Source organism: Chroococcidiopsis thermalis PCC 7203, assembly GCF_000317125.1.
GTDB classification, from domain to species: Bacteria; Cyanobacteriota; Cyanobacteriia; order Cyanobacteriales; family Chroococcidiopsidaceae; genus Chroococcidiopsis; species Chroococcidiopsis thermalis.
On the sequence record NC_019695.1, the window covers coordinates 234384 to 258008 of the forward strand.

The following is a 23625-nucleotide window of genomic DNA, read 5'->3' on the forward strand; positions in this document are numbered from 1 at the left end:
AATCTAAAATCGGATGGGATTAGTCTAGCTTTTCTCCACTCAAAATAAAAATAGGATCGACAGCAGCAAAGATTTGCTGATTACCTTTTTGCTCTAAGCGATTGACAGATGATTGCACGACATCGATATTTCTAGCATGTAACTCAGCTAAACCTTGAGAAATAGCATATAAACTTTCCAAATTCCCAGCAGTGGTAACGACTCTACCTTGTAGTGGCAGATATTGCCAAACAGCTTTGAGAATATCTTTGATAGGACGACCACCTTCAATACAAACTCGGTGCGGAGCTTGAGGTAAATTTGGTAAGCATTCTGGGGCGCTAGCTTCTACGACTTCAACATTTTTCACATTAAAGCGATCGCAGTTGCGACGGATCAAGCTAGCAACTTCGTCATCTCGCTCGACAGCAATAATCTGGGCTTTCGGACACAACAAGCTAATTTCAACTGGAATTGTCCCTGTTCCTGCGCCAATATCCCACACCAAGGAGTTTGGTTGTAACCGCAACTGAGAAATCAGCAATAACCGAATTTCCCGCTTACTCAAGGGAATTCCTGGCAAGCGCTCGAATAAATCGTCAGGGATACCTGGTGTAATATAGGGCCAGAGTTGGGAAGGCATAGAAATTAGATGAACGACATCAGCTTGCCCCAGCAGTAAAGGAAAGCTCTCAACAATAAGAACTTAACATCACTCGCACTTTAATACATAAAGTGAGGAGTAAGGAGTGAGTGGTGATGAGAGAAGTTCTACACTCCTTACCTCTTTCCCTTGTCTGTTGTTAAGTCATAAGGAGTAAGCAGGCGAAAACTGCTAGCAAAGATTGGGAAATCTGGTGGTTAACGAAAGGATACAACAGGTTAAGCTAACAAATGTCAACTTTGAATTAGCGTCAGTTTACACCAGAGGCAAGATGACAATTTGGGTTAACGAGCAGATCGATCCGTCTGGAATGATACACGCTTGCATTGCTTGCTGTGACGAAATGCAGGCGCAAGCTTGTCACGAATCCTACTTGCAAAATTTGACCGAAACGCAAAAAGAATCCGGTTGGGAAGCCAGACTGCGAACGGTAGAATCGTGGGACGACGTGCCAGTTAATGCTTTGAAATTGGACTAACGAGAAACGGTTATCCAGCAACCCACACCTAATGCTTGGGCGGACGGGGGAGTTGCTGGGGGCGAATTGGTCCCAAAATTTGATTGAGCTGGCGCAATTGCTCTGCCGTCCCCATACAAATGAGTAAATCACCTGCCATTAACAGAGTGTCTGCCGTGGGACCGCCAATTAAAGTACCATCGACGCGGCGGATTGCTAAAATTAACGCTCCAGTTTGCGATCGCAGTTTTGCTTCTCTCAAAGTTTGACCAATGCAGGGACACGCTGCCGGATCGAGGCGAAATTCCTCCATATACAGTTCCCTGTCTGCTCCCGTGAGAATGCCATCGACGAAATCTAATACTTGAGGTCTTAATGCCGCTGCTGCCATGCGTTTACCTCCCGTAATGTAGGGAGATACGACTGCATCAGCTCCTGCCCTTTGTAGCTTTTGTAAAGCCTCTCTCGTACTTGCTCTAGCGATCGCTCGAATTTGCGGATTAAGGGTTTTGGCTGACAGCACCGTATAGAGGTTTTCGGCATCAGAAGGCAGGGCTGCAACCAGACAAATTGCTCGATCTATTCGTAGTTGTAGCAGAGTATCGTCTAACGTCGCATCACCCTGGATTGCTACATAACCGAGCTGCCGTGCTTTTTCCACCGAAGCATCATCTAAGTCAACCGTAACAAAATTAGCCCCTTCAGCTTGAAATTCCAGGGCAATTTGCTGACCCGTGCGCCCGAAACCACATAAAATGTAGTGTCCAGAGAGCGATTTCATTAACCGCCGTTGCTGCCTCAATCGAATTCCTTCTTGAAAGTACCCTTGAATTACTGCTTCTGTAAAGCGATTGACGATGTAACCAATCGTAATCACTCCCATTAAAATTAGACCGATGGTAAATAATCGTCCGCGATCGCCCAACGGTCGAGTTTCACCATAACCGACGGTAGCTAGGGTAATTACCGTCATGTAAGCCGCATCTTCCCACGACCAACCTTCTATAAAGCGATACCACAGAGTCCCCAACAGCAAGACACCTACAAGCGCGATCGCCCCCGCTAGTAACTCTTTTTGAATTCGACGATATATTTTCTCTGGGGTTGAGTACAAGAGAGGGATTGGGTTTAGAGGTTACGGGCTAGGGAAAGAAAGTGAAGGGAGAAAATAGCTGCTCCCTACTTCAGGCTCACGAATGACAAATGACGAATCACAAATGACAAATGATAAATCTGAGCTAGTTTAGATTATGTGCGATCTGAGTCGGATGCGACGGAAAGTTTTAGGCATTGCTGCTAAATTGACAGCAGAAAGTTAAAAAATAAATTTTTGATTGAGGCGTAAATAGTGACTATAGATACTCTTATTTCTAACCATAACTTGTCAGTATCAGCTGCCACTGTGGTAAAACCCTTCGACTCAGACAACTTCAAAGAGTCAGTCATGGACACATATGCCCGTTTCCCGATTGCCTTAGAACGGGGTGCGGGTTGTCGGGTTTGGGATAGCACAGGAAAAGAATATCTCGATTTGGTCGCCGGAATTGCAACATGTACCCTGGGACACGCACACCCAGCGATGGTGGAAACAGTGACGCGCCAAATTCAGACGCTACACCACGTCTCCAACCTGTTTTACATCCCCGTGCAAGGACAACTAGCACAATGGCTAGTTCAGCATTCATGTGCCGAGAAAGTCTTTTTGTGCAATTCTGGAGCGGAGGCTAACGAAGCGGCAATTAAACTAGCGCGCAAATACGCCCATACAGTCCAAAACATCGAGCATCCAGTCATGCTCACGGCAAACGCCAGCTTCCACGGCAGAACCCTAGCCACGATCACCGCTACCGGACAACCGAAATATCAGAAAAACTTTGCCCCCTTAGTCCCAGGGTTCCATTACGTCCCCTATAACGAGATTCAGGCGATCGAAGCCGCCATCTCGGAACTAGATGAAGGCGATCGGGCAGTGAGTGCAATTCTGCTCGAACCGCTGCAAGGAGAAGGCGGGGTGCGCCCCGGAGAAGTGGCATACTTCCAAGCAATTCGGCGGATTTGTGACGAAACCGGAATTTTACTAATTCTGGACGAAGTGCAAGCGGGAATGGGACGAACTGGGAAATTGTGGGGCTACGAGAATTTAGGCATCGAACCAGATATTTTCACTTCTGCCAAGGGTTTAGGTGGTGGTATCCCCATCGGCGCGATGATGTGCAAGCAGCATTGCGATGTGTTTGCACCAGGAGATCACGCCAGTACGTTTGGGGGCAATCCATTTGCCTGTGCAGTCGCCTTGACGGTGTGCCAAACAATTGAACGGGAGAATTTGTTAGAAAACGTGCAAGCACGCGGCGAACAGCTCAGAACGGGCTTGCGGGCGCTGGCAGCCAAATATCTCGCCCTCATCACTGACGTGCGCGGTTGGGGTTTAATTCATGGGATGGAGTTAGCTGCCGACAGCGAAATTACCGCAGCGGATGTAGTTAAAGCGGCGATCGCTGAAGGTTTATTACTCGTGCCAGCCGGAGCAAAAGTGCTGCGCTTCGTACCACCCCTGATTGTTACCGAAACAGAAGTCAATCTTGCCCTACAAATATTGGAAAAGGCGATCGCAGCAGTGCAAGCATAAAGTAGGGTGGGCAACGCCCAACGCCCACCTCACAAAAACTATGCAGCCAAACCACTATGCCTCAACAAAGGCTCTGTACTCGGCTCTCGACCTCGGAAGGATTTAAACACATCCATTGGATGTTGGCTACCACCCAAAGCCAGCACGGTATTGCGAAATCGTTTCCCCGTCTCAGTCAGTGCCTGGGGATTATCTAATCCAGCTTCTTCAAATGCACCGAAGGCATCAGCACTGAGGACTTCTGCCCATTTATAGCTGTAGTATCCCGCAGCGTATCCGCCAGCAAAAATATGTCCAAAAGAACACAAAAAGGCATCTTCTGGTAATGGTGGTAATACGGTTGTCGTCTTGGCGATGCGCTGGCGTACGTCACTGGCTGTCTCCGTACCACCAGGCTGATAGCGATGGTGCAGTTCCAAATCGACTAAACCGAAGTGCAACTGTCGTAGCATTGCACTGCCACTCATATAATTGCGGGCAGCAATGAGTTTTTGGTAGTAATGTTCTGGCAAAGTCTCGCCAGTTTCGTAATGCTTTGCCATTCCCATCAAGGTTTCTCGATGGTAGCACCAGTTTTCCATGAACTGGCTAGGTAACTCAACTGCATCCCATTCGACGTTATTAATCCCAGCTGCCCCTGCATCGTCTACTTTAGTCAACATGTGTTGCAACCCGTGACCAAACTCATGGAATAAAGTCTCCACTTCGTTGAAAGTCATCAAGCTGGGCTTGCCATCAACAGGAGGAGTTTGGTTGCATACCAAATAAGCTACAGGTTTACGAGTGGCAACTGTACCCTCGTGAGTTGTCATTTTTGCCCGACCAATACAATCATCCATCCACGCACCGCCTCGCTTTTCCGCTGGACGGCTGTAGGGGTCTAGATAAAAATAGGCGATTGCTTCTCCTGTTTCGTCAGCAATCTGAAAATATCTCACATCTTCATGCCAAACTGGTGCTTGACCGTCCGCAGCAGTAACAGTCACCCCAAATAGCTTGTTGACTAGAGTAAATAGCCCGTCCAAGACTTGGGGTAAGGGGAAGTAAGGGCGCAGTTCCTCTGCACTAAAAGCAAATTTTTCTTCTCGTTGGCGTTCTGCCCAAAATGCAATATCCCAATGCTGCAAGTTGCTGCCCTCTGGCGCTCCCTTAGACGCGGCAAAAGTTCTCAAGTCTTCTAAATCTTGCTTTGCAGCATCGTAACTAGCGCGTCGCAATTCCTCTGATAAAGTCTCTACTGCATCTACGCTGGGAGCCATTTTACTAGCTAGACTTAATTCTGCGTAGCTATTAAACCCAAGCAAATTGGCTTTTTCGCGTCGTAGTTGTAAAATCTTTTCAATCAAAGGAGTATTATCTAAATCTCCAGAGGAAGCGCGACTAATAAATGCTCTATATAGTTTTTCTCGCAAATCCCGACGTTTGCCATGCTGCATGAAAGGCAAGTAACTAGGAAAATCCAGCGTCACGCGCCAAGGACCAATTTCCGGTGTTGCCTTTTCTTCCCCTGCGGCACGGGCGGCTTGCGCTGCTAGACTTAACCAACTAGGAGGTAAGCCTTCTACTTCATCTGGTGATGTCAATGTCAGGCTGAAAGCTTTGGTTGCGTCTAAAACGTTGTTAGAAAACTTCGTGGTAAGTTCAGCTAACTCTAATTGAATCGCATTAAAGCGATCGCGTTGCTCTCCTGCTAGACCTACGCCCGACAGCTCGGCATCTCGAATTGCTGCTTCCACAATCCGTTTTTGAGCATCTACTAAGGTATTCCAAGTTTCGCTAGCTCGTAATGCTTTAAAAGCTGCGTAAAGCGGCTGACTTTGACTAAATTTGTTATAAAACTCTACGACTTGTGGCTGTACAGTTTCGTAAGCTGTCCGCAGTTCCGGGCTATTCTTTACGCCCATCAAATGCCCGACAATACCCCAACTCCAGCGCAAGCGCTCTGACAAGCGATCTATAGGTTCTACCAACCCACTCCAGGTTGGCGTGACGTTTGCTGCTAAATTCGCTAGTTCTGATTCTAGTTCCGCCAGCAGTTGTGTCATGGCTGAAACCACATGCTCTGGCTGAATATCTGCAAATGGTGGCAATCCCTGACCTTTTAATAATGGATTGTCAACTGTAGCGATCGCACTCATAAGCGGTTCTACTTTGTATTAGTGTTACCTCCATTATCGTTAACACCTACAACTACCGCCGAGTGTTGAATGCCGTAAGCTGACATTGCTCGTCGGCTATGAGTCACTAGTGAAAATACCAAGAATGACGAATGACAAATGACTCACCTAAACAATTTCTACATTCCTGACTAATAGCAGTTGATCCACGTCTAACATGAATATTGTCAGTGGTGGTTCTGTTGCTGGAATCACGGCTACGTGAGTTGCAAAGCCGAATATATCGGCATTGCGGTAAGATTCTGGCAAAATGCGCACGCAAGACAAGGGTACGTCCATCAAAGTAGGAACTTGAGCAACGGGAATGGCATAAAGTTCTCTTTGTCTGTCTTGGACGAGCATCAAATAACCCCGCTTTGCTGGATCGAGATTGCCGCTAGACTGAAATAATCGCCGCTGGAGATCGACCACCGTGACTTCGCGATCGCTCAGATGAATCAATCCGACTCCATGTTGCCCGCTACCATAAACTACTGTCTGTGGCAGTACTTTTACAATGCTATTAATATGCAAAGCTAAGTTAAACTCGCCCATTTGAAACATCACGATTTTTATGGACGTAGCTGTTTCTTGAGCAATCTGTCCTGTAGCTTGAATTTTCGATCTAACTAGAGCGCTTGCCATATCAGTTATCAGTTATCTAGTTAACAGGGAGTAGGAAGTAGGGAGCAGGGAGCAGTTATCAGTGACCAATGACCAATGACCAATGACCAATGACCAATGACCAATGACCAATGACTAAGGAGCAACACCTTCTGCCAGGAGTTCTTTAACGGCTGCTAAGAATTCTTGCTCGATGTACGGTTTGGTGAAGTAGTGTTTAGCGCCTAAATGTTTAGCTAGGTGTTGGTGTTTTTCACTACTACGGGAAGTGAGCATCACCACAGGAATTTTTGAGAGTTGTGGGTCTTGCCTACGATGGCTGAGGAACTCGAAGCCATTCATGTTTGGCATTTCCACGTCGGAAATTACAAGTTGGATAATGTGTAGATTTTGTTGTAGTTGGTTGATTGCCTCTCGACCGTCTCTAGCTTGTAAAACGCGATAATCAGCTTTTTGGAGAGTCAGCGCCAAAGTCTGCCTTACGGTAATTGAGTCATCTACCACCAGCACAGTTGGAGTCACAGTTTTAACTGGGGGAGCTGATGGAGTAGAAGTACTATCATCTGGCAGTTCCGCAACAGGCAAGCTGGGTAATGCGGAAACGTCACCAACACGCCGTCCGTCGCCAAAGAAGGATTGCAACAGCCCAGATACGTCAACGACTGGGATCAAACAACCATTACCCAAAATCGTACAGCCATAAATATATATTGGTGGCGCGATCGCGGGACTGAAAGGTTTAATGACGAGTTCTTGCTCGGTTACCAAGCGATCGACTTCAATAGCAATCAGCTGGTCGTCTTGTTCTAACAACAGAATCGGTGCTGCCCAGTCATCAGGGGTAGGCACAGTTGCCAAACTTTGATTTTGTTGAGTTTCCGGTAACGGGCAAGAATATTGCAGAAGTTGGGATAGGTGATAGGCAGGGACAATATGACCTTGCCAATGCAAAAATCTCTTGCCGCTACTGACTCTCACCTGATCGGGTTGGGGAATTAAAATTTCAGCAATACTGTCAGAAGGTAACGCCAGAGCAGTGGAACCAACAAAGCAAACGAGTAGTTTGGCGATCGATAATGTCAGTGGAATGCGTAAGGTAAAAGCAGTGCCGCGCCCTGGTTCAGAGTTAAGCGTCACGCTACCTTTAAGCGATCGCAATTGGTCGCGTACCACATCCAGTCCTACACCTCGACCGGACAGCTGGCTGACTTGACTTGCTGTAGAAAATCCTGGTTCAAATAGCAATTCTAACAACCGCGATGGCTCGGCAACGGCTGCTTGTTCTGGAGTTAATAACCCCATGTCTATTCCTTTTGCTCGAATCCGGTCTAGGTTAACACCCCGCCCATCGTCTCGCACTTCAATCATCGTCTGGCTACCTTGGTGATAGGCACGAATTTCAATCGTCCCTTGCTCTGGTTTGCCCCGTTGTTGTCGATCTTCTGGCATTTCAATCCCGTGATCGAAAGCGTTGCGAACTAGGTGTACTAACGGATCGTTGAGTTTTTCTAGCACGGCTCGGTCTACTAAAACCCCCGTTCCGTTTAACTTGAGTTCTACTGGTTTGTTGTACGAATTAGACAAGTCGCGCAACATGCGTGGGAAACGGTTGAGAACTTCACTCAAAGGCAACATCCTCGCCCACATCAAGTCATCCCGCAAATGACTCAGCATTTGGCGTTGTCTTTCTAGCGTTTGACTAGATTGTCCTGCCAGTAACACCACGTCACCCACAGTTTCTTCCAATTGCATGATTTCTTCTAGAGTGGTTTGTACCAGGGAGTGTAACTCGCCATAGTTATCCATCTCCAAAGAATCAAAGCTTGTTTGTCCGAATGAGGCAAGTCCTGTAGGTGCGATTGCAGTGATATTTCCAGAATTAGATTTTCCTACGGCACTACTGGATAACCCTCTATAGCTCTGAGGAGCGACTAACATCTGGTCGGCAAAATCTCGCAAGTTATGAGCGATTTGTCTGAATTTAGCAAAACGACGCAGTAAAGCAACGATAATTGCTTGCATTTGATCGTTTTGCAGTGCCAGACTGTTGCGGTTAATTGCCAATTCACCAACTAAGTTGTTCATTCGTTCCAGTCGCTCTAGGTCAACGCGCACTGAAAGCTGAGATAGCTGAGGAGTAGCAGCCTTATTACCAGCTTTACTTGTTTCTGGTGCTTGGCGTGCTACCCCAGAAATTTTAAGCGGAGCTGGATTGCTAGGGGCGATCGCGGTAGTCTTTTCTACAACTGTCGGTACCTTGGGTGTGGTTGGTACTATAGAAGCCGATCGCCCAGTCGGTAGGGCAAGATCTTCTAGTGGTGGTAGATTGCCAAATATCTGCTCGACTGATTGAATTGCGTCTGATGGATTTTCCTGAGCGCTGCGATCGGTGGCTTTTTGCTCAGAAGCAGCAACGACAGCAGGCGTAGCTGGCTCTTCTGCTAATTTCAAGTCACCAAAAATATCATCTAGCGATGGAATAGAGGCGCTATCTGCTTGAGGTACGGCGCTTGGCGAGGCATCTGCGATCGCGCTGTCTTGACCGATACTACCGAAAATATCGTCCAGATTGGGAAGCGCTGTAATTTCGGGCGTAGTTGCAGGGGTAGCAATCGGTGTTGCGGGGACATCAGTTTCTACTAACGTACCAAATACATTCTCTAAAGATGTTTGTGCAGTTGGAACTGCCGTCAAATCGCCGATTGCATTTAATGCGCCAAATATATCTTCAACCGTTGAGTCAGGAATTGCTGGCAATGGCATAGATGCCAAATCTACCTCTGCCAAAGCGCCAAAAACATCGTCCACTGGCATGTTGAAAACGGCTGGGGCAGCTGCCTCTACTAGTGCTGCTAAAGCTGGGGAGAGATTGCCACCAGATGTGCGATCGCCTGCCATCACTGCTTGTCTACCTGTCTCAAAGTCAGCTAGAGCGAGTTGAGCAATCTGTAAAGCTTGCTCTGGATGAGCGTCGATTGCGGCGATTGCGGTAGAGGCGATCGCGCCGAATCCTGGCAGGTTTAACAACTCGGCAATACCTGCAAATACTTCTGCTTGCGCTCGTAATTCTCCCGCAATTTCTTTACCTGTGGGATCGGTTATGACAGCCGAGAGTCGCTCGATTCCCTGGGCAACATCCACCTCAAAAATCGAGAGTGCAATATCTACCCCTAGATCGATAGAGCTAGGTAACTCCGCCGCTCCTTTCAAGAAATTTCCTATACTAGATTCGATCCGAGCAAACACTGGCTCTGCTGTTGCCATTGCCTGCTCGTTGTTGCACTGACCGTTTTCAATCTGCTCGATTAATGGTAAACGCAGACAGTCATATGCTTCTAGTAACAAGCCTTCTACTTCGGCATTAATATCTAACTCTGGGTTGTGCAACCCTTTAAAGATATCTTCTAGGCTATGAGCTAGGGTTTTAATCGTGTCTAGACCAACACTCGCCGCCCCTCCCTTAATTGAGTGAGCAGCCCGCATCATGTTATGAATTTTGGCGGTGCTGCGTTCCGTTCTGAGCGTCAGCAATTCCTCTTCAATGAGCTGCAATAGCTCTGGAGCTTCTTGAATGAAGAATTGATAAGCCTGGTCGCGAATATCAGAGTCGATCGCCATACAGAATAGGGAGTAGGGAGTAGGGGAAGATAAGTGGCTAGTGGCTGGTGACTAGTGACTAGCCACTAGCCACCGATCGCTAACTCACTTTGAACTGACTGACACTGGCTTGCAGTTCTTGTGCTAGTGCTGAGAGTTCTCTAAAGGAGCTAGAAACTACGGTTGCTTCGTTGGAAGTGCGGTCGGAGATCGCCACTACATCTGTCATGGTGGCAGTCACTACTTCAGATGTTTGGGACTGCAACACCGCAGCAGAAGCGATCGCGGCTACGAGTTCGCCGATCTGTTGACTCGCTGTGGCAATTTGGTTCAAGCTTTGACGAGTTTCATCGACTAACTTGGTTCCAGAAACAACTTGTTCTGTGCCAGCTTCCATTGCTGCTACCACTTCGTTTGTCTCTGCCTGAATGTTGGCAATCAAACTTTCAATTTCTGCGGTTGCTTCTGCTGATTGCCGCGCCAAGACGCGCACTTCATCAGCTAGTACGGCGAATCCTCGTCCTTCTTCTCCAGCACGGGCAGCTTCAATAGAAGCTTTTAATGCTAATAAGTTGGTTTGAGCGGCAAATCTACCAATTAAGTTCACGACTTTAGAAATCTTTTGAGAGGATTCACCCAACTGCTTCACTTTTTTCGAGGTTGTCGTCACTGTGTCCCGAATTGCCATCATTCCTTCCACTGTTCGGTTCATCGTCGTACCTCCTACTGCTACCGTTTCGGTTGCTTGTTGTACGACTGCTTCTGCTTGGGAAGCACTTGCTGCTACAGCACGAATTGAGTCGGACATCTGTTGAATTCGCTCTAGTGCTTCAGTAATGACCTCAGTTTGCCGCAGCGCTTCTTGAGATAGTTCGCCGACAGATCGTTCGCTGCTAGTGGTCGTGCTGGCTACTTGTTGCGCGGCAGTTTGTACTTGCGTCACGATTTTTCGCAAGCTGTTAATTGTGGCATTGTAAGAGTCGGCGATCGTGCCGATTTCATCTTCGGTGACGTTAGCGCGTACTGTTAAGTCGCCGCGACTAACTGGATCGACTTGCATCAACAGTTCTAAAGCACGTTGCTGCATGAACTCTCTAGCGTTCTTTTGCTGCTCTAACAGAGATGCGCGATCGAGAGCGTAGCCAATTTGCGTTGCTAATTGCCGGAAAAAGTCCATTTCTTGCTGCTGCCAAACACGCGCACCCGAACATTGATGAGCAATTAATAAACCAAATAACCGATCGCCCTGCACGACTGGCGCGACCAAATTTGCTTTGACGCTAAATTGTTCGAGTTGTTTGCGATAACAAGCAGTCACTCTCGGTTCCTTGTATATATCGCTAATGCTCGTGACTTGTCCCTTCTTGTAGCGTTCTACCTGACCTTTCTTCAAGCAGGGATCTTCAATCTCAGCTCCCATTGCTACTGGAAAACCATTAGCCACCGACTCAGCTATAATTGTCCCCTTCCAGTTAGTCGGGTCTAAACCGTAAACCACCACTCGGTCTGTGGCGATCGCTTGCCGGATATTATCAGTAGCAACATTCAGTACATCTTGTAGGTTGCTGATTTGAGCAATTTTGAGCGTGATATCTTTTAGTAGCTCGCCGCGCTTAGCTTCGTCTTGTTGTTCTTGTAATAGATCGATCCGGTGCAAAGATGACCCTAATTGTAATCCTAAGCGCTCTAGAAAATTAATTTCTGCTTGCTCCCAAAGATGCGCTTTTGAGCAATATTGAGCAAATACTAAACCAAAAAGCTCGTCGTTTTTAATAATTGGTGCAACTAAATTTGCTTTAATTTTCAATCTTTCAAGTAATTGAATGTGGCAATCAGTTAAGCCTGCTCGATAAATATCGTCGATCGCCCTCACCCGACCTTTCTTGTATTCTTCAGCTTTTTTTGCCTGCATACAAGTATCGGCAATCGTCGTGTTGAGGCAGGACGGTAAACCAGGAATGGCTGCCTCGGCAACAACTATTCCACTCCAATCAGGGTGGAAGCGATAGACTACTACTCGTTCTACTTGTAATGCATCGCGGGTGGCTTTGACTGTATGAGCTAACACGTCTTCAACTGTTTGAAAATCTCGTGTTTTTGCTGCCAAATCGCCAAAAAATTGAGCGTATTTTGCTTCTTGGCGACGAGCTTCCAGATTGGCTTCAATATTAGCCGCCATCTGATTCAATTCTTGCGAGAGAATGCCAATTTCATCGTGGCGATCGCTGGCTTCTTCCAGTCTCGTGCCAGTCTCTCCAATCCCAATTTGTTGTGCGAAACTTGCTAAACGTTTGAGCGGTCGAGAAAAAGAGCCTGCTACTGGAATTGCAACTAAACCAATTAATAGTAACATTCCCCCAGAAACGCCATAGGCGAAGAGTTGTTGTTCGCGAATGTGAGCTTCTATTTCATCTAAAGGTGTACCGACAAAAGCCATTCCAACAGGCTTGGCTTTGTCTGGATTCAAAATTTTTTCATGGTCGTACAGAGGACTGTATGCTGTAAGATACGTTTGCCCCAAGATATTTGTCTGACCGTTAAATTCCTGCCCCCGATCTAAGACTTGCTGTGCTACTTCTCTGGCAGCTCGCGTACCAATTGCTCTAGATTTACCGTCTGTATATGGGACAGTCGTTGTCACCCGCCAATCTTGAGCAAAGATTGTTGATAAGGAAACTTTTTCAAAGTCTTTAAAACTATCTACCTGCCCTGGTGCTTGATTGATTACAGAACCGACGATGACAGCACCTACAACTTTTTTACCTGCTAGAATTGGCTGTACTGTCATCCCTACCAATCCGATTTTCCCCGCATCAACGTTGTAAGTCCCATTGGGAGAGGGTTGTTTGCTTGGTGGTAAACCTGCTGTCGGTTGGGAACGAATACCAATATTCGCTTGCTTATCTTGCCCTAAGCGTTTGAGAACACTACTATTAATGAGTTCTAGACCGCTTAAAACTTTTCCTGTTTGCAAAGCGTGTTGGACGATCGGCACATCCCCTAAATTGATACCAGTTGGCAGAGAAACTTGGCGGTAGGGAGGATTGAGTTCTACTTTATCTACAGGTAAATTTAAATATTCTTCTGATAAGGTACGAATACTTTGAGCAATTGTTTTTCCGTCAGCACCTACAATGACACGGAGGTTTTTTTCTACAGAACCACTACCATCTGTGACGCTAAATTTGCCCAGAAAAGTATTGAGAAACTGGCGTTGAGCTGCTACCTGCTGCCGATCGCGCAGATCGATCTTCATTGCTTGTACGACTTCGGCGACCGTATTCGCTTCTGTAGCTGATTCCGTAACAACCCACGTAGCATAGTTAGATAAGAAACTAGCTTGAGCTTTTTGTAAAAATGTTTGAGCGTTCTGTATTTCTCTTTGTCGCGTCACAGCAGCATTTTTCTGCGTCACTACGACTATAGGCAGTGCCGCACTCAGCATTAACAATAGAGTTAGCTTGGTGCGAAAGCTAAAATTGTTCCACGGTTGACTGCGGCGCTGCTTGCCAACAGCAGATCCATTTGGCGATCGCGGTGGCTGCGAGAATGTTTTGACCTCAGAGTTTGAGACTTGGGGAGTTTGTTTGAGGCGAGAATTTAGCATAGCAGATACGTTTTCGAGGGAGTAGGGAGTAGGGAGCAGGGAGTAGGGGAAAGAGAGCTGAGGGAGCGATCGGGGGCTGAGGGAACTGAGGGAGCAATTCCAGCCACCAGCCACCAGCTACTAGCCACTCACCACTCACCACTAACTAACTTTGAATTGACTGGCGCTAGTTTGTAGTTCTTGCGCTAGCGTTGAGAGTTCCTTAAATGCCGCAGATACTACAGTTGCTTCGTTGGAAGTGCGGTCGGCGATCGCGGCTACATCTGTCATTGTTGCCGTCACGACTTGCGATGTCTGAGATTGCAACGCCGCAGCAGAAGCGATCGCCGCTACGAGTTCGCTAATCTGTTGGCTTACTTCCGTAATCTTGAGCAGATTTTGCCGCGTTTCATGCACGAGTACAGTACCCGTCACCACTTGTTCCGTACCAGCTTCCATTGCTGCTACCACTTCATTTGTCTCTGTCTGAATATCCTTCACCAAGCTTTCAATTTCTGCGGTTGCTTCTGCCGATTGCCGTGCTAGGGTTCGTACTTCGTCAGCTACCACCGCAAATCCTCGTCCTTGTTCTCCCGCGTGAGCTGCCTCAATGGAAGCATTAAGTGCTAATAGGTTAGTTTGATCGGCAAATGTACCGATCAGGTTCACGACTTTGGAGATCTTCTGGGACGACTCACCCAATCGCTTCACTTTTTTCGAGGTTTCTGCTACTGTTTGTCGAATTGCCATCATCCCGTCCACAGTCCGGTTCATGGCTGTATCGCCTTCTGCTACCGTTTGAGTTGCTTGCTGCACTGCTGCTTCCGCTTGAGAGGCACTATTGGCTACAGCCAGAATTGAATCTGACATTTGCTGAATCCGCTCCAAAGCCGCAGTAACTGCTTCAGTTTGCCGCAGTGCTTCTTGAGATAGTTCGCCGACAGATCGCTCGTTACTCGTCGTTGTATGAGCTACTTGTTTGGCAGTGGTTTGTACTTGGGTCACGATTTTCCGCAAGCTGTTAATTGTCGCGTTGTAGGAGTCGGCGATCGTCCCGATTTCGTCTTCGGTGACGTTGGCGCGGATTGTCAGGTCGCCTCGGCTGACGGGATCGACTTCCATTAGGAGTTCTAAAGCGCGGCGCTGTAAGAATTCTCTGGCATTCTGTTGCTGTTCCAACAAAGAAGCGCGATCGAGCGCGAGTCCTATCTGGGTAGCGACCTGCGAGAACATGGCAATTTCTTCTTGTTGCCACTTGCGGGGTGCATCGCACTGGTGAGCGATCAGTAAACCCAAGAGTTCGCCACTACGAATTACGGGAGCAACCAAGTTTGCCTTGACTGCAAACTGTTGTAACTGAGCAATATGACAATCAGTTAAACCTGCATCGTAAATGTTTTCTGTGGCTTGTACCCGCCCTTGACGATAGCGTTCTACATAACCTTTGGCAAAACAAGGGTCGTCAATATCTGCTCCTAAAGCTTTGGGGAAACCCTCGCCTACGGATTCAGCGATAACTCTGCCTTTCCATTGGTCGTTGAAACTATAAATAACAACGCGATCGCTATTCAGTGCTTGGCGCAGTTCTTGTACCGCAGTTGCCATAATTTCCTGCACGCCAAGTCCTTGAGTCAGCTTAATGGTGATATCTTTCACCATTGATGCTCGTTCTACCGCAGCTTGCTTTTGTTCTAGGAATGATAAGCGATTTAAGATAATTCCCAGCTGAGATGCTAGCTGTTTGAGGAAGTTAATTTCTTCTTGTTGCCATGTGTGGGTTTGTTCGCAGTGATGGGCAATTAATAAACCAAATAACTGGTCGTTTTTCAAGATTGGCGTAACTAAATTGGCTTTAATTTGTAATCGTTCCATTAAACGCAGGTGTTCTGGATGGAAACCCGCCGCCATGACGTTACTAGTAGGAACGACGCGACCGCGCCTGTATTCTTCCAATAGTTGTTCGCTAATACAAGCATCGTCAACATTGTTATCGAAAGCGCGCGGCAAGCCAGGTAACACTGATTCAGCCGCAATATAACCACTCCCATTGGGATTAAAGCGATAGACGACGACTCGATCCGCTTGTAAAAGTTCTCTGGCTCCTTGCACTGCTTGGCTGAAGACAGTTTCTAAATCTTCCGAACCACCATCGCGGGCAGAGGCAATTTCGGAGAGAAAGTTAGCTTGTTGAGTTTGGGTAGTTTGATTTTGGAGAAGTTGTTGTAACTGACTTGCCATCTGGTTGATGTTGGTTCCCAGTGTTGCTAGTTCGTCTTCTCCCTTTATAGCAATGCGGGTGTCTAACTCTCCCAGACCCAATTTCTCTACGGCATCTGCCGCATCTAAAATAGGACGAGTCACGCGGTTAACCATATAAGCAGCGATCGCGCTGACCAAAAATGCCACGATTGCCGTACCAACAGCAAAAGTTAACAATATCCCTTGTTGGGCAGCGAATGCTTGAGCTGACTCTCGAGCGATCGCAGTACTCCAACCTAAATCTGGGATTTCCTCTACTTTTGGTAAAGGAGCATATGTCAAAATGTGTTCTTCTTGGTGAGTGGCATGTATATCAGTTGTTGCTGCACTCACATGCGCTGCTTGCATTTGTTGCAATTTTGGAAAAACCAATTTAGCTTCTTTTCCTAGCTCGGCAGCATCTTGAGAACCCAAAATTTTTGCGTTAGCATCAATTACAAAAAATTCTTGTTCGCTCGTACCATGTTTTTCTAGCAATTTGCTTACTGCTTCTGCGGGAATTTTAGCGCGCACCACACCAATAATTTGGTTAGTCTGAGAATCTCTCACAGGTGCGGCGACATTGAAACTTAATGTTCCTGCTGTTTTAGCGATCGCTGGTTGACTAATGACAGGGCGACCAGTTTTCAGCGCTTGCTGAAAGTATTCCGCATCTTTGTGATTGGCAATTAGTTTACCTTTAGATTGCACCACAGTATCGCCATTGAGATCGAACATAGCAATGCTGTTATACACTTTGTAAGCATTGATATATCGATCTAGTAAGTTCTGCTTTTCTTGGGGCGTTGTGATTGCTACTACTTTAGGATTTGCTAGGATGGGTAAATTTGCTAGCACTTGAATATCGCCATACCGCTCAATCATGAAACTTGATAGTTCTTTACTCAGAGCGTCGTTTCTTGATACCTGACTTTCCGTAACATCTTTATGTAATTGTTGATTGGTGAAGAAATAAGCAGTTGCCCCAATTACCATTACAGGAATCGTACTCAGGGCAACTGCTACTGCTGTGGCTTTGAACCTTAAACTGCGTCCTTTTTTGTGAGATTGGCGTGGTTGTTTGTTCGGCTCCAGATCGCTATGATTTTGACTAAAGTTTTGCCGACCTTCAATTTCAGACATTGGCTGCTCTTCAAATGCCGTATCGTCATGAAAAGGCTCGTTGTAGTTACCTTTATGAGTATTTTTAGCTGAGTTTGGTTGGGAAGGAGAGTTCATAGTTTAAGTCGTTAACTTAGAAATCAGTGGCGAGACGGAAACTTTCATCTGCAAGTTCGGTAATGATGCCAGATGAAATTAGCTCAAGCATTTCAACTAGCCTCGGTTTTTGACTGAGGCATTCCAGCGATGATGGAGTCGCCATCTAACACCACCAAGATTTCGCCATTCGGTTTGGGAAAATAACCACGCAAATACGGCACTAACTCAGGGGTGACAGCAGACGCGGGAGGAGATTGAATGTTATCGGGGTTGCACCATTCCATGTCTTCCACCTGATTCACTAATAATCCCAGCACTTTTTTACCTGTTTTGCGATCGCTTTGTCTTTCAGCAACCTGCTGAGTGCTGTGAATTACCACTGCTGTGTAACTAGAGCGACTAGTTCCTTGTTGGTATAGGGGAGCCTGTCCGATCTTGTGACCGAGATCGACAATCCACAAAATCTCGCCTCGCCAGTTATAAACACCCATGACCCAAGCGGGTAAATGGGGAATAGGTACAATTTGAGCAGTGGGTACGGTCAGTACTTCTGCGATTTGGGCTAGTGGCAATATGGCAGTCGTATCTGGTGGCAAATGCAATCGCAAAAACTGCTGTTTTAAGCCAGCAGCTTCTTCTGCATTTGGATTTCCTGCTACTACACCCCTGGTTGTAAATTCCGATATCATGACCGCTCTCCTAGCAGTTCTTGGCTAGCAAATGTGCCAAGCAATCGTTATATTAATTCCAATCATTTCAACAGTTGCTTGACAGTTTGCAGTAGTTTTTCTTGATCGATAGGTTTGGTAATATAAGCATCTGCACCTTGCTTCATGCCCCAGAATTTGTCCATTTCGCTACCTTTTGTAGAACACATGACAACAGGAATCATGCTCGTTCCTGCTTCTGATTTGAGATCGCGACAAAGTTCAAAACCGCTCCGACCTGGTAGCACGACATCCAAAATAATTACGTCTGGTTTTTGACTGCTAATTTTAACTAAAGCTTCTTCTCCGCTGGTTGCTGTTTGAACGCTTAAACCGCCGCGTTGTAAGCAACTAGTGATGACTTGCATTTCTGTCATTGAGTCATCGACGACTAAAACTGTACTCATGGCTTCAACCTCTAGAACAAATGAAAACAAACTAGTATTTAGATCGATTACAAGCGATCGGATTTAAGGCAGTGCAAACGAGGACAGCTACATCATAATGAGTCATTTTAAAGATCTTCTACTAAAGAATTACTGTTAAGATGTTTAGACGTTACCGACAAAACTGTTTCTGCATCTACTGGCTTACTCAGAAAATCTGAAGCCCCGACAATTTTGGCACGAACTCGATCGATAATGCCATCATTACCAGTGAGGATAATAATGGGAGTGATACGGAAAGCAGAAACTTTACGTAACTGGCTGCAAATTTCATATCCATTGGTATTTGGCATGACTAAATCTAAAAAAATTAAGTCTGGTTTGCGGCTCAACAAACCAGCGATCGCGCGGAGAGAATCTTGAACGGCAAAAAATCTGTAGCCGTTGGCTGTCAAAATTTGTTCCATGCTTTGACAGACTAACGGGCTATCATCTACGCAAGCAATGAGCGGTCCTTTGCCAGAAGGTGTAGATGGCGGCGTTGTGGCTGGCGCTGCTGGAGCGACTGGCGGTGCTAAATCTGGAATATCAATCAGTTCGACTAAACCTGCTTGAATGTAAGGTAGCAAAGAACAAACGACATCTTTGGCATCCCGATTCATGACTACTGATAGATCTCGCAATGTCCGCTGTCCGTCTAGCAGTTTAGTTAGATTTTGATAAACAGCAGGCGATACTTGTTCCTGAAGCTGTTCTGGTTGGTTAATAACTGCGGCTTTATTTGGCGAGCGATCGGCAACTTTTGCTTTTTGCCAGAGCTGCCAAACTTGTTGTACTTCTGATAATAATTGCCCTGGATCGAGTAGTGCTAATTGTGGTAATGCAATGTTATCTGTCTTGCTCTGATATGTTACGTGCATGGCTTGAGTGATATCAAACATGACTTCAGAGACAATCGCCGCGATCGTTTTTCCTGCTTGCTCTCTGGTAATTTGCTGTTTCTCTATTCCTGCATTGAGCAAGTGGCATTCCCAGCAATTATCTGAGCTATTTAAAGCGTTAGAGAGAACGGCAGATAGCTTTAACTGTTGAATATCGACTTGCGGACAATGCGATTTTAAAGCTCTATACCAACGTCTAACGGTATGATTTCCCCCAGAGGCGTATAAAATTCTTCCTAGAAATAGATAAATAATCCACTCTTGTCCTACAGAGCTTTTTAGTAATAATTGCCCGCTGAACCTCTCTTGTTTTAAAGTATTAAGATGACTGACAAAATCATGGCTTGCTATCGGTTCTGTCATCATAAGATAATTTATTGACTTACAAAAATTTTGCGATCGTTGTCAAGTTCGGAATCTCAATAGAAAATCGTAGTTTATTCAAAATGTAGTAATAATATGAAAAAACTTTCAAATTTAAAAAATAATGAGTAAATTTACTCTGTTGTTTGACTTTCTGTTAAGCTCAGATGTGAAAGCAAAAAAGAAAAACGATCGGTAATAAAGCTAATTAAACTCCCGTCATAATGTAGCCTCGATCATGACATTAGCTCAAAGTAGCAAGTAACCGTATGAATACTGAATTTATCGAGCCGAAATAGCATCACGTACGTGTTCTCATTGGCTTTTTAGCTGCATAAAAGGTATTGATCTAGTAATAGAAGTTCGCAAAGAGGAGTTTTTTTGTAGTTTGCCGATCGAACTCGTACTAGTCTCAGTTAAAGTTGCAAGTTGGCGATCGCGTCTCAAACCGCTGCTCAAAAATGAAGGAGCAGCAACAGAGTTGCGATCGAACAACTATTCAGGTAGGGTGTGAGTAGAGCTATGAGGAGAGTGCTTTTGTGGCTGCGATCGCATGACAGCAGAAGCTTGAGAAACAGCATGAGTGAGGGTTCGACGCTATTTAGCCGCGCCTGCAAGTCTGGAGCGTCGAATTAAACACTTCCAATCGTGCTATTTACAAGGTCAGAAAGTTTACAAACTTAGCTTTGGTTCGACAACTTCTTTACTAAGTTTTTATATACCATAAAGTATATTTACTGTGTCTTTACACTATATAAGCAATCTGCATACTACTATTGTTACGCAGATGGTTAATTTATACTTGTTTATAAAATTAGCAAAACAGTGACAAAGCAATCGATTGGAAAGACAAGAGGAAACCTGCAAAGTTTTGAGGTGCTTGCATGAAAGCAGTCATACTGGCTGGAGGGCTTGGGACTCGTCTGAGTGAGGAAACCACCGTCAAACCAAAGCCGATGGTGGAGATTGGTGGCAGACCGATCTTGTGGCACATTATGAAAATTTACTCTGCCTCTGGTATTAATGATTTTATTATCTGTTGCGGTTACAAAGGATACTTAATCAAGGAATACTTTGCTAACTATTTTTTGCATATGTCAGACGTAACGTTTGACATGCGTTTTAATCAAATGAACGTTCACTGTGGTTATGCCGAGCCTTGGCGAGTCACTCTAGTAGATACGGGTGATAAAACCATGACTGGTGGAAGACTCAAGCGCGTTAGAGAACATATTGGTAATGAAACTTTCTGCTTCACCTACGGCGACGGCGTGAGTAGCGTAAATATCAAAGAGATAGTCAAATTTCACAAAGAGCAAAATACTTTAGCAACTCTAACCGCCAGCCAACCACCGGGACGCTTTGGTGCGATTCATCTGGAAGGAGATCAGACCAAGATTACTAGCTTTCGAGAAAAACCAGATGGCGATGGAGCATGGGTCAATAGTGGTTTCTTTGTTCTAGAACCAGAAACGATTGACTTGATTGAAGATGATAATACAGTTTGGGAACAAGAACCATTACAAAAACTGGCGCAGATGGATGAACTATCAGCCTACAAGCACCCTGGTTTTTGGCAACCGATGGATACGCTGCGAGACAAACACCTGCTTGAAGAACTTTGGAATAGTGGCAGCGCTCCTTGGAAGGTATGGTAGGTAAGTCAAAAGTTAAGTAGGGGCGGGTTGATGTCTCAACTCTTAGGTGAACGATTGACCATCGAGCATTAAACTCGCCTTGACAAGTGTAATATTAGTCACTTCAATCGCATGAATAATAATCTCACGTATGATTTCGCGATCGTTGGTGGTGGGATAGTAGGGTTGGCTACAGCCATGACGCTAGGCGATTGCTATCCCGATGCCAAAATTCTAGTCTTAGAAAAAGAAAACGATTGGGCATCTCATCAAACTGGGAATAACAGCGGCGTTATCCACTCGGGCATTTACTACAAGCCAGGTAGCTTCAAAGCTAGATTCTGTCGAGAAGGCAGTCGCTCGATGGTAGAGTTCTGTCAGCAGCACGATATTCCTCATGAAGTTTGCGGCAAAGTCATTATTGCCACGACTACCGCGCAACTGCCATTACTAGATAATCTTTATGAAAGAGGTATAGCTAATGGCTTGGGCGTGAGAAAGTTGAGTGCGGCAGAAGTTGCGGAATACGAACCGCATGTCAGCTGTTTGGCAGGAATCCACGTCCCTACAACCGGAATCGTGGACTACAAAAAGGTTGCGCAGAAGTATGTCGAAATAATTCAAGCTCAGGGTGGAGAATTAAAGCTCGGTACTAAGGTAGAACGAATCCGACATACGAGCAACAGGACAGTGCTAGACACTAACTCTGGTAGCTTTGAGACAAAGTTTACGATCAATTGTGCCGGGCTGCAAAGCGATCGCATTGCCAAAAAGAGCGGAGTCGATCCCCAAGCCAAAATCGTACCTTTTCGTGGCGAATACTACGAACTCGTACCAGAAAAACGCTACTTAGTCAAAGGCTTGATCTACCCCGTACCCAATCCGGCTTTCCCCTTCTTGGGCGTACATTTTACCCGCATGATTGATGGCAGCGTTCACGCTGGACCTAATGCAGTCTTGAGTTTCAAGCGTGAAGGCTATCACAAAACAGATTTTGACTTCAAGGATTTGGCAGAAGTGCTAACCTATCCAGCTTTTTGGAAATTAGCTGCCAAACACGCCGATGAAGGAATTAAAGAAATCGTTCGTTCTTGGAGTAAAGCTGCCTTTGTCAGGAGTCTACAACAATTGATTCCAGAGGTGCGAGAACAAGATGTCGTGCCAACTCACGCGGGAGTGAGAGCGCAAGCACTCAAAGCTGATGGTAGTTTGGTGGATGACTTTTTACTCGTGCCAGGAAAAAATGCCATGCACGTTTGTAATGCTCCTTCTCCAGCCGCTACCTCTTCGCTAGAGATTGGGAAGGCAATTGTTGCCGCAATTTCCCAATCCCCCTCCCAGGCAAACACAGTCAAAGTATAGGAAGAATAATTATAAATGAAAGTATTAGTCACAGGTACAGAAGGATATTTAGGCTGTTTACTACCACCACTATTAATCAAACGAGGACATGAAGTTCTAGGAGTAGACACCGGATTCTACAAAGTTGGCTGGTTGTACAACGGGACTGAGACGACGGCTCAAACCTTAAATAAAGATATTCGCCACATTACTACAGAAGATTTGCAGGGTGTAGAGGCGATCGTTCATATGGCAGAATTGTCCAACGATCCTACTGGACAACTCGCACCCAATATTACTTATGACATTAACCACAAAGGTTCAGTACGGTTAGCAAATTTAGCTAAAGCTGCGGGGATTCGTCGTTTCGTGTACATGTCCTCTTGCAGCGTCTACGGTGTTGCCACCGAGGGAGATGTGACAGAGGCTTCTCCCGTGAATCCGCAAACTGCCTATGCCGAGTGTAAGGCTTTAGTAGAGCGGGATTTAACGGCAATGGCAGATGACAACTTCTCGCCTACATTCATGAGAAATGCTACAGCATTTGGTGCTTCGCCACGGATGCGCTTTGATATCGTCCTGAACAATTTAGCTGGATTAGCATGGACGACAAAGGAAATCAAAATGACGAGTGACGGTACGCCTTGGCGACCTTTAGTACACGCACTAGATATATGTAAAGCGATTATTTGTGCCTTAGGAGCACCACGGGACATCATTCACAATCAAATCTTCAACGTTGGGGATACGGCGCACAATTACCAAGTACGAGAAATCGCCGAAATTGTAGCTGAAGCTTTTCCTGGCTGTCAGGTGAGTTTCGGGGACAGTGGATCGGATAATCGCAGTTACCGAGTCAGTTTTGAGAAGATTAACTCTACCTTACCAGGGTTTAAGTGTGAGTGGGATGCACGGCGGGGAGCAAAACAGTTATTTGAGTTGTTTAGTGGAATTCAAATGACTGCTGATGTATTTACTTCCAGAGGGTTTACTCGCTTGAAGCAATTGGAGTATTTATTGCAAACAGGACAGTTGGATAAAGATTTCTTTTGGAATCAACCAAAATAATCTTGTTTGCGCAAACTTCAGTTTCCACTCT

The 23625-nt window shown here is 45.9% G+C and carries 16 protein-coding genes; 6 read left to right on the plus strand and 10 right to left on the minus strand.

The window, feature by feature from the left end:
* Positions 1-19 precede the first annotated feature (19 nt).
* Positions 20-622 carry a precorrin-6Y C5,15-methyltransferase subunit CbiT gene (gene cbiT / locus CHRO_RS01035; RefSeq protein ID WP_015152314.1) on the minus strand — a complete coding sequence of 201 codons (603 nt, stop codon included), beginning with the start codon at positions 620-622 and terminating at the stop codon, positions 20-22.
* Positions 623-914: 292 nt separating this feature from the next.
* Here cbiT and CHRO_RS01040 point away from each other — a divergent pair, with 292 nt between their 5' ends.
* Positions 915-1121: a hypothetical protein gene (locus CHRO_RS01040; RefSeq protein WP_015152315.1), complete on the plus strand. Its 207-nt coding sequence runs from the start codon at positions 915-917 to the stop codon at positions 1119-1121.
* A 28-nt stretch (positions 1122-1149) separates the two neighbouring features.
* Here CHRO_RS01040 and CHRO_RS01045 read toward each other — a convergent pair whose 3' ends face one another.
* On the minus strand, positions 1150-2214 hold the full coding sequence (locus CHRO_RS01045) for a potassium channel family protein (RefSeq protein WP_015152316.1): 1065 nt from the start codon (positions 2212-2214) through the stop codon (positions 1150-1152).
* A gap of 234 nt (positions 2215-2448) precedes the next feature.
* On the opposite strand from CHRO_RS01045, the gene CHRO_RS01050 reads away from it, so the two are divergent.
* The gene (locus tag CHRO_RS01050; protein WP_015152317.1) at positions 2449-3729 is read left to right on the plus strand and encodes an aspartate aminotransferase family protein; all 1281 of its coding nucleotides are present in this window, start codon (positions 2449-2451) and stop codon (positions 3727-3729) included.
* Positions 3730-3767: 38 nt separating this feature from the next.
* Here CHRO_RS01050 and CHRO_RS01055 read toward each other — a convergent pair whose 3' ends face one another.
* The 8 genes from CHRO_RS01055 to CHRO_RS01090 form a co-directional block, all read right to left on the minus strand.
* The gene (locus CHRO_RS01055; RefSeq protein WP_015152318.1) at positions 3768-5867 is read right to left on the minus strand and encodes a M3 family metallopeptidase; all 2100 of its coding nucleotides are present in this window, start codon (positions 5865-5867) and stop codon (positions 3768-3770) included.
* 147 nt (positions 5868-6014) lie between these two features.
* The gene (locus tag CHRO_RS01060; RefSeq protein ID WP_015152319.1) at positions 6015-6530 is read right to left on the minus strand and encodes a chemotaxis protein CheW; all 516 of its coding nucleotides are present in this window, start codon (positions 6528-6530) and stop codon (positions 6015-6017) included.
* Between the two features lie 114 nt (positions 6531-6644).
* Positions 6645-10127: a hybrid sensor histidine kinase/response regulator gene (locus tag CHRO_RS01065; protein WP_015152320.1), complete on the minus strand. Its 3483-nt coding sequence runs from the start codon at positions 10125-10127 to the stop codon at positions 6645-6647.
* Between the two features lie 79 nt (positions 10128-10206).
* Positions 10207-13713 (minus strand): methyl-accepting chemotaxis protein, encoded by a 3507-nt coding sequence (locus CHRO_RS01070; RefSeq protein WP_015152321.1) that lies wholly within the window; start codon positions 13711-13713, stop codon positions 10207-10209.
* 141 nt (positions 13714-13854) lie between these two features.
* A complete protein-coding gene (locus CHRO_RS01075; RefSeq protein WP_015152322.1) occupies positions 13855-17169 on the minus strand; it encodes a GAF domain-containing protein in 3315 nt (1104 codons plus the stop codon).
* 92 nt (positions 17170-17261) lie between these two features.
* Positions 17262-17840 (minus strand): chemotaxis protein CheW, encoded by a 579-nt coding sequence (locus CHRO_RS01080; RefSeq protein ID WP_015152323.1) that lies wholly within the window; start codon positions 17838-17840, stop codon positions 17262-17264.
* 62 nt (positions 17841-17902) lie between these two features.
* Positions 17903-18265: a response regulator transcription factor gene (locus CHRO_RS01085; RefSeq protein ID WP_015152324.1), complete on the minus strand. Its 363-nt coding sequence runs from the start codon at positions 18263-18265 to the stop codon at positions 17903-17905.
* A gap of 107 nt (positions 18266-18372) precedes the next feature.
* A complete protein-coding gene (locus tag CHRO_RS01090; RefSeq protein WP_015152325.1) occupies positions 18373-19551 on the minus strand; it encodes a response regulator in 1179 nt (392 codons plus the stop codon).
* Between the two features lie 385 nt (positions 19552-19936).
* On the opposite strand from CHRO_RS01090, the gene CHRO_RS34125 reads away from it, so the two are divergent.
* The 4 genes from CHRO_RS34125 to CHRO_RS01110 all read left to right on the plus strand — a co-directional run bounded on the left by CHRO_RS34125 (position 19937) and on the right by CHRO_RS01110 (position 23594).
* A complete protein-coding gene (locus CHRO_RS34125) occupies positions 19937-20062 on the plus strand; it encodes a hypothetical protein (RefSeq protein WP_277875997.1) in 126 nt (41 codons plus the stop codon).
* Between the two features lie 370 nt (positions 20063-20432).
* Entirely contained in the window at positions 20433-21206 is a 774-nt protein-coding gene (rfbF, locus tag CHRO_RS01100; RefSeq protein WP_015152326.1) for a glucose-1-phosphate cytidylyltransferase, read from the plus strand.
* Between the two features lie 111 nt (positions 21207-21317).
* Entirely contained in the window at positions 21318-22547 is a 1230-nt protein-coding gene (gene lhgO / locus CHRO_RS01105) for an L-2-hydroxyglutarate oxidase (RefSeq protein ID WP_015152327.1), read from the plus strand.
* Between the two features lie 15 nt (positions 22548-22562).
* Positions 22563-23594, plus strand: coding sequence for an NAD-dependent epimerase/dehydratase family protein (locus tag CHRO_RS01110; RefSeq protein WP_015152328.1), 1032 nt, complete (start codon positions 22563-22565; stop codon positions 23592-23594).
* Positions 23595-23625: the final 31 nt, after the last annotated feature.

Excerpts from the sequence above, each read along its gene's own strand:
- cbiT (WP_015152314.1), bottom strand. The coding sequence starts at position 622 with ATGCCTTCCCAACTCTGGCCCTATATTACACCAGGTATCCCTGACGAT.
- CHRO_RS01040 (WP_015152315.1), top strand. The coding sequence starts at position 915 with ATGACAATTTGGGTTAACGAGCAGATCGATCCGTCTGGAATGATACAC.
- CHRO_RS01055 (WP_015152318.1), bottom strand. The coding sequence starts at position 5,867 with ATGAGTGCGATCGCTACAGTTGACAATCCATTATTAAAAGGTCAGGGA.
- CHRO_RS01060 (WP_015152319.1), bottom strand. The coding sequence starts at position 6,530 with ATGGCAAGCGCTCTAGTTAGATCGAAAATTCAAGCTACAGGACAGATT.
- CHRO_RS01065 (WP_015152320.1), bottom strand. The coding sequence starts at position 10,127 with ATGGCGATCGACTCTGATATTCGCGACCAGGCTTATCAATTCTTCATT.
- CHRO_RS01070 (WP_015152321.1), bottom strand. The coding sequence starts at position 13,713 with ATGCTAAATTCTCGCCTCAAACAAACTCCCCAAGTCTCAAACTCTGAG.
- CHRO_RS01075 (WP_015152322.1), bottom strand. The coding sequence starts at position 17,169 with ATGAACTCTCCTTCCCAACCAAACTCAGCTAAAAATACTCATAAAGGT.
- CHRO_RS01080 (WP_015152323.1), bottom strand. The coding sequence starts at position 17,840 with ATGATATCGGAATTTACAACCAGGGGTGTAGTAGCAGGAAATCCAAAT.
- CHRO_RS01085 (WP_015152324.1), bottom strand. The coding sequence starts at position 18,265 with ATGAGTACAGTTTTAGTCGTCGATGACTCAATGACAGAAATGCAAGTC.
- CHRO_RS01090 (WP_015152325.1), bottom strand. The coding sequence starts at position 19,551 with ATGATGACAGAACCGATAGCAAGCCATGATTTTGTCAGTCATCTTAAT.
- rfbF (WP_015152326.1), top strand. The coding sequence starts at position 20,433 with ATGAAAGCAGTCATACTGGCTGGAGGGCTTGGGACTCGTCTGAGTGAG.
- lhgO (WP_015152327.1), top strand. The coding sequence starts at position 21,318 with ATGAATAATAATCTCACGTATGATTTCGCGATCGTTGGTGGTGGGATA.
- CHRO_RS01110 (WP_015152328.1), top strand. The coding sequence starts at position 22,563 with ATGAAAGTATTAGTCACAGGTACAGAAGGATATTTAGGCTGTTTACTA.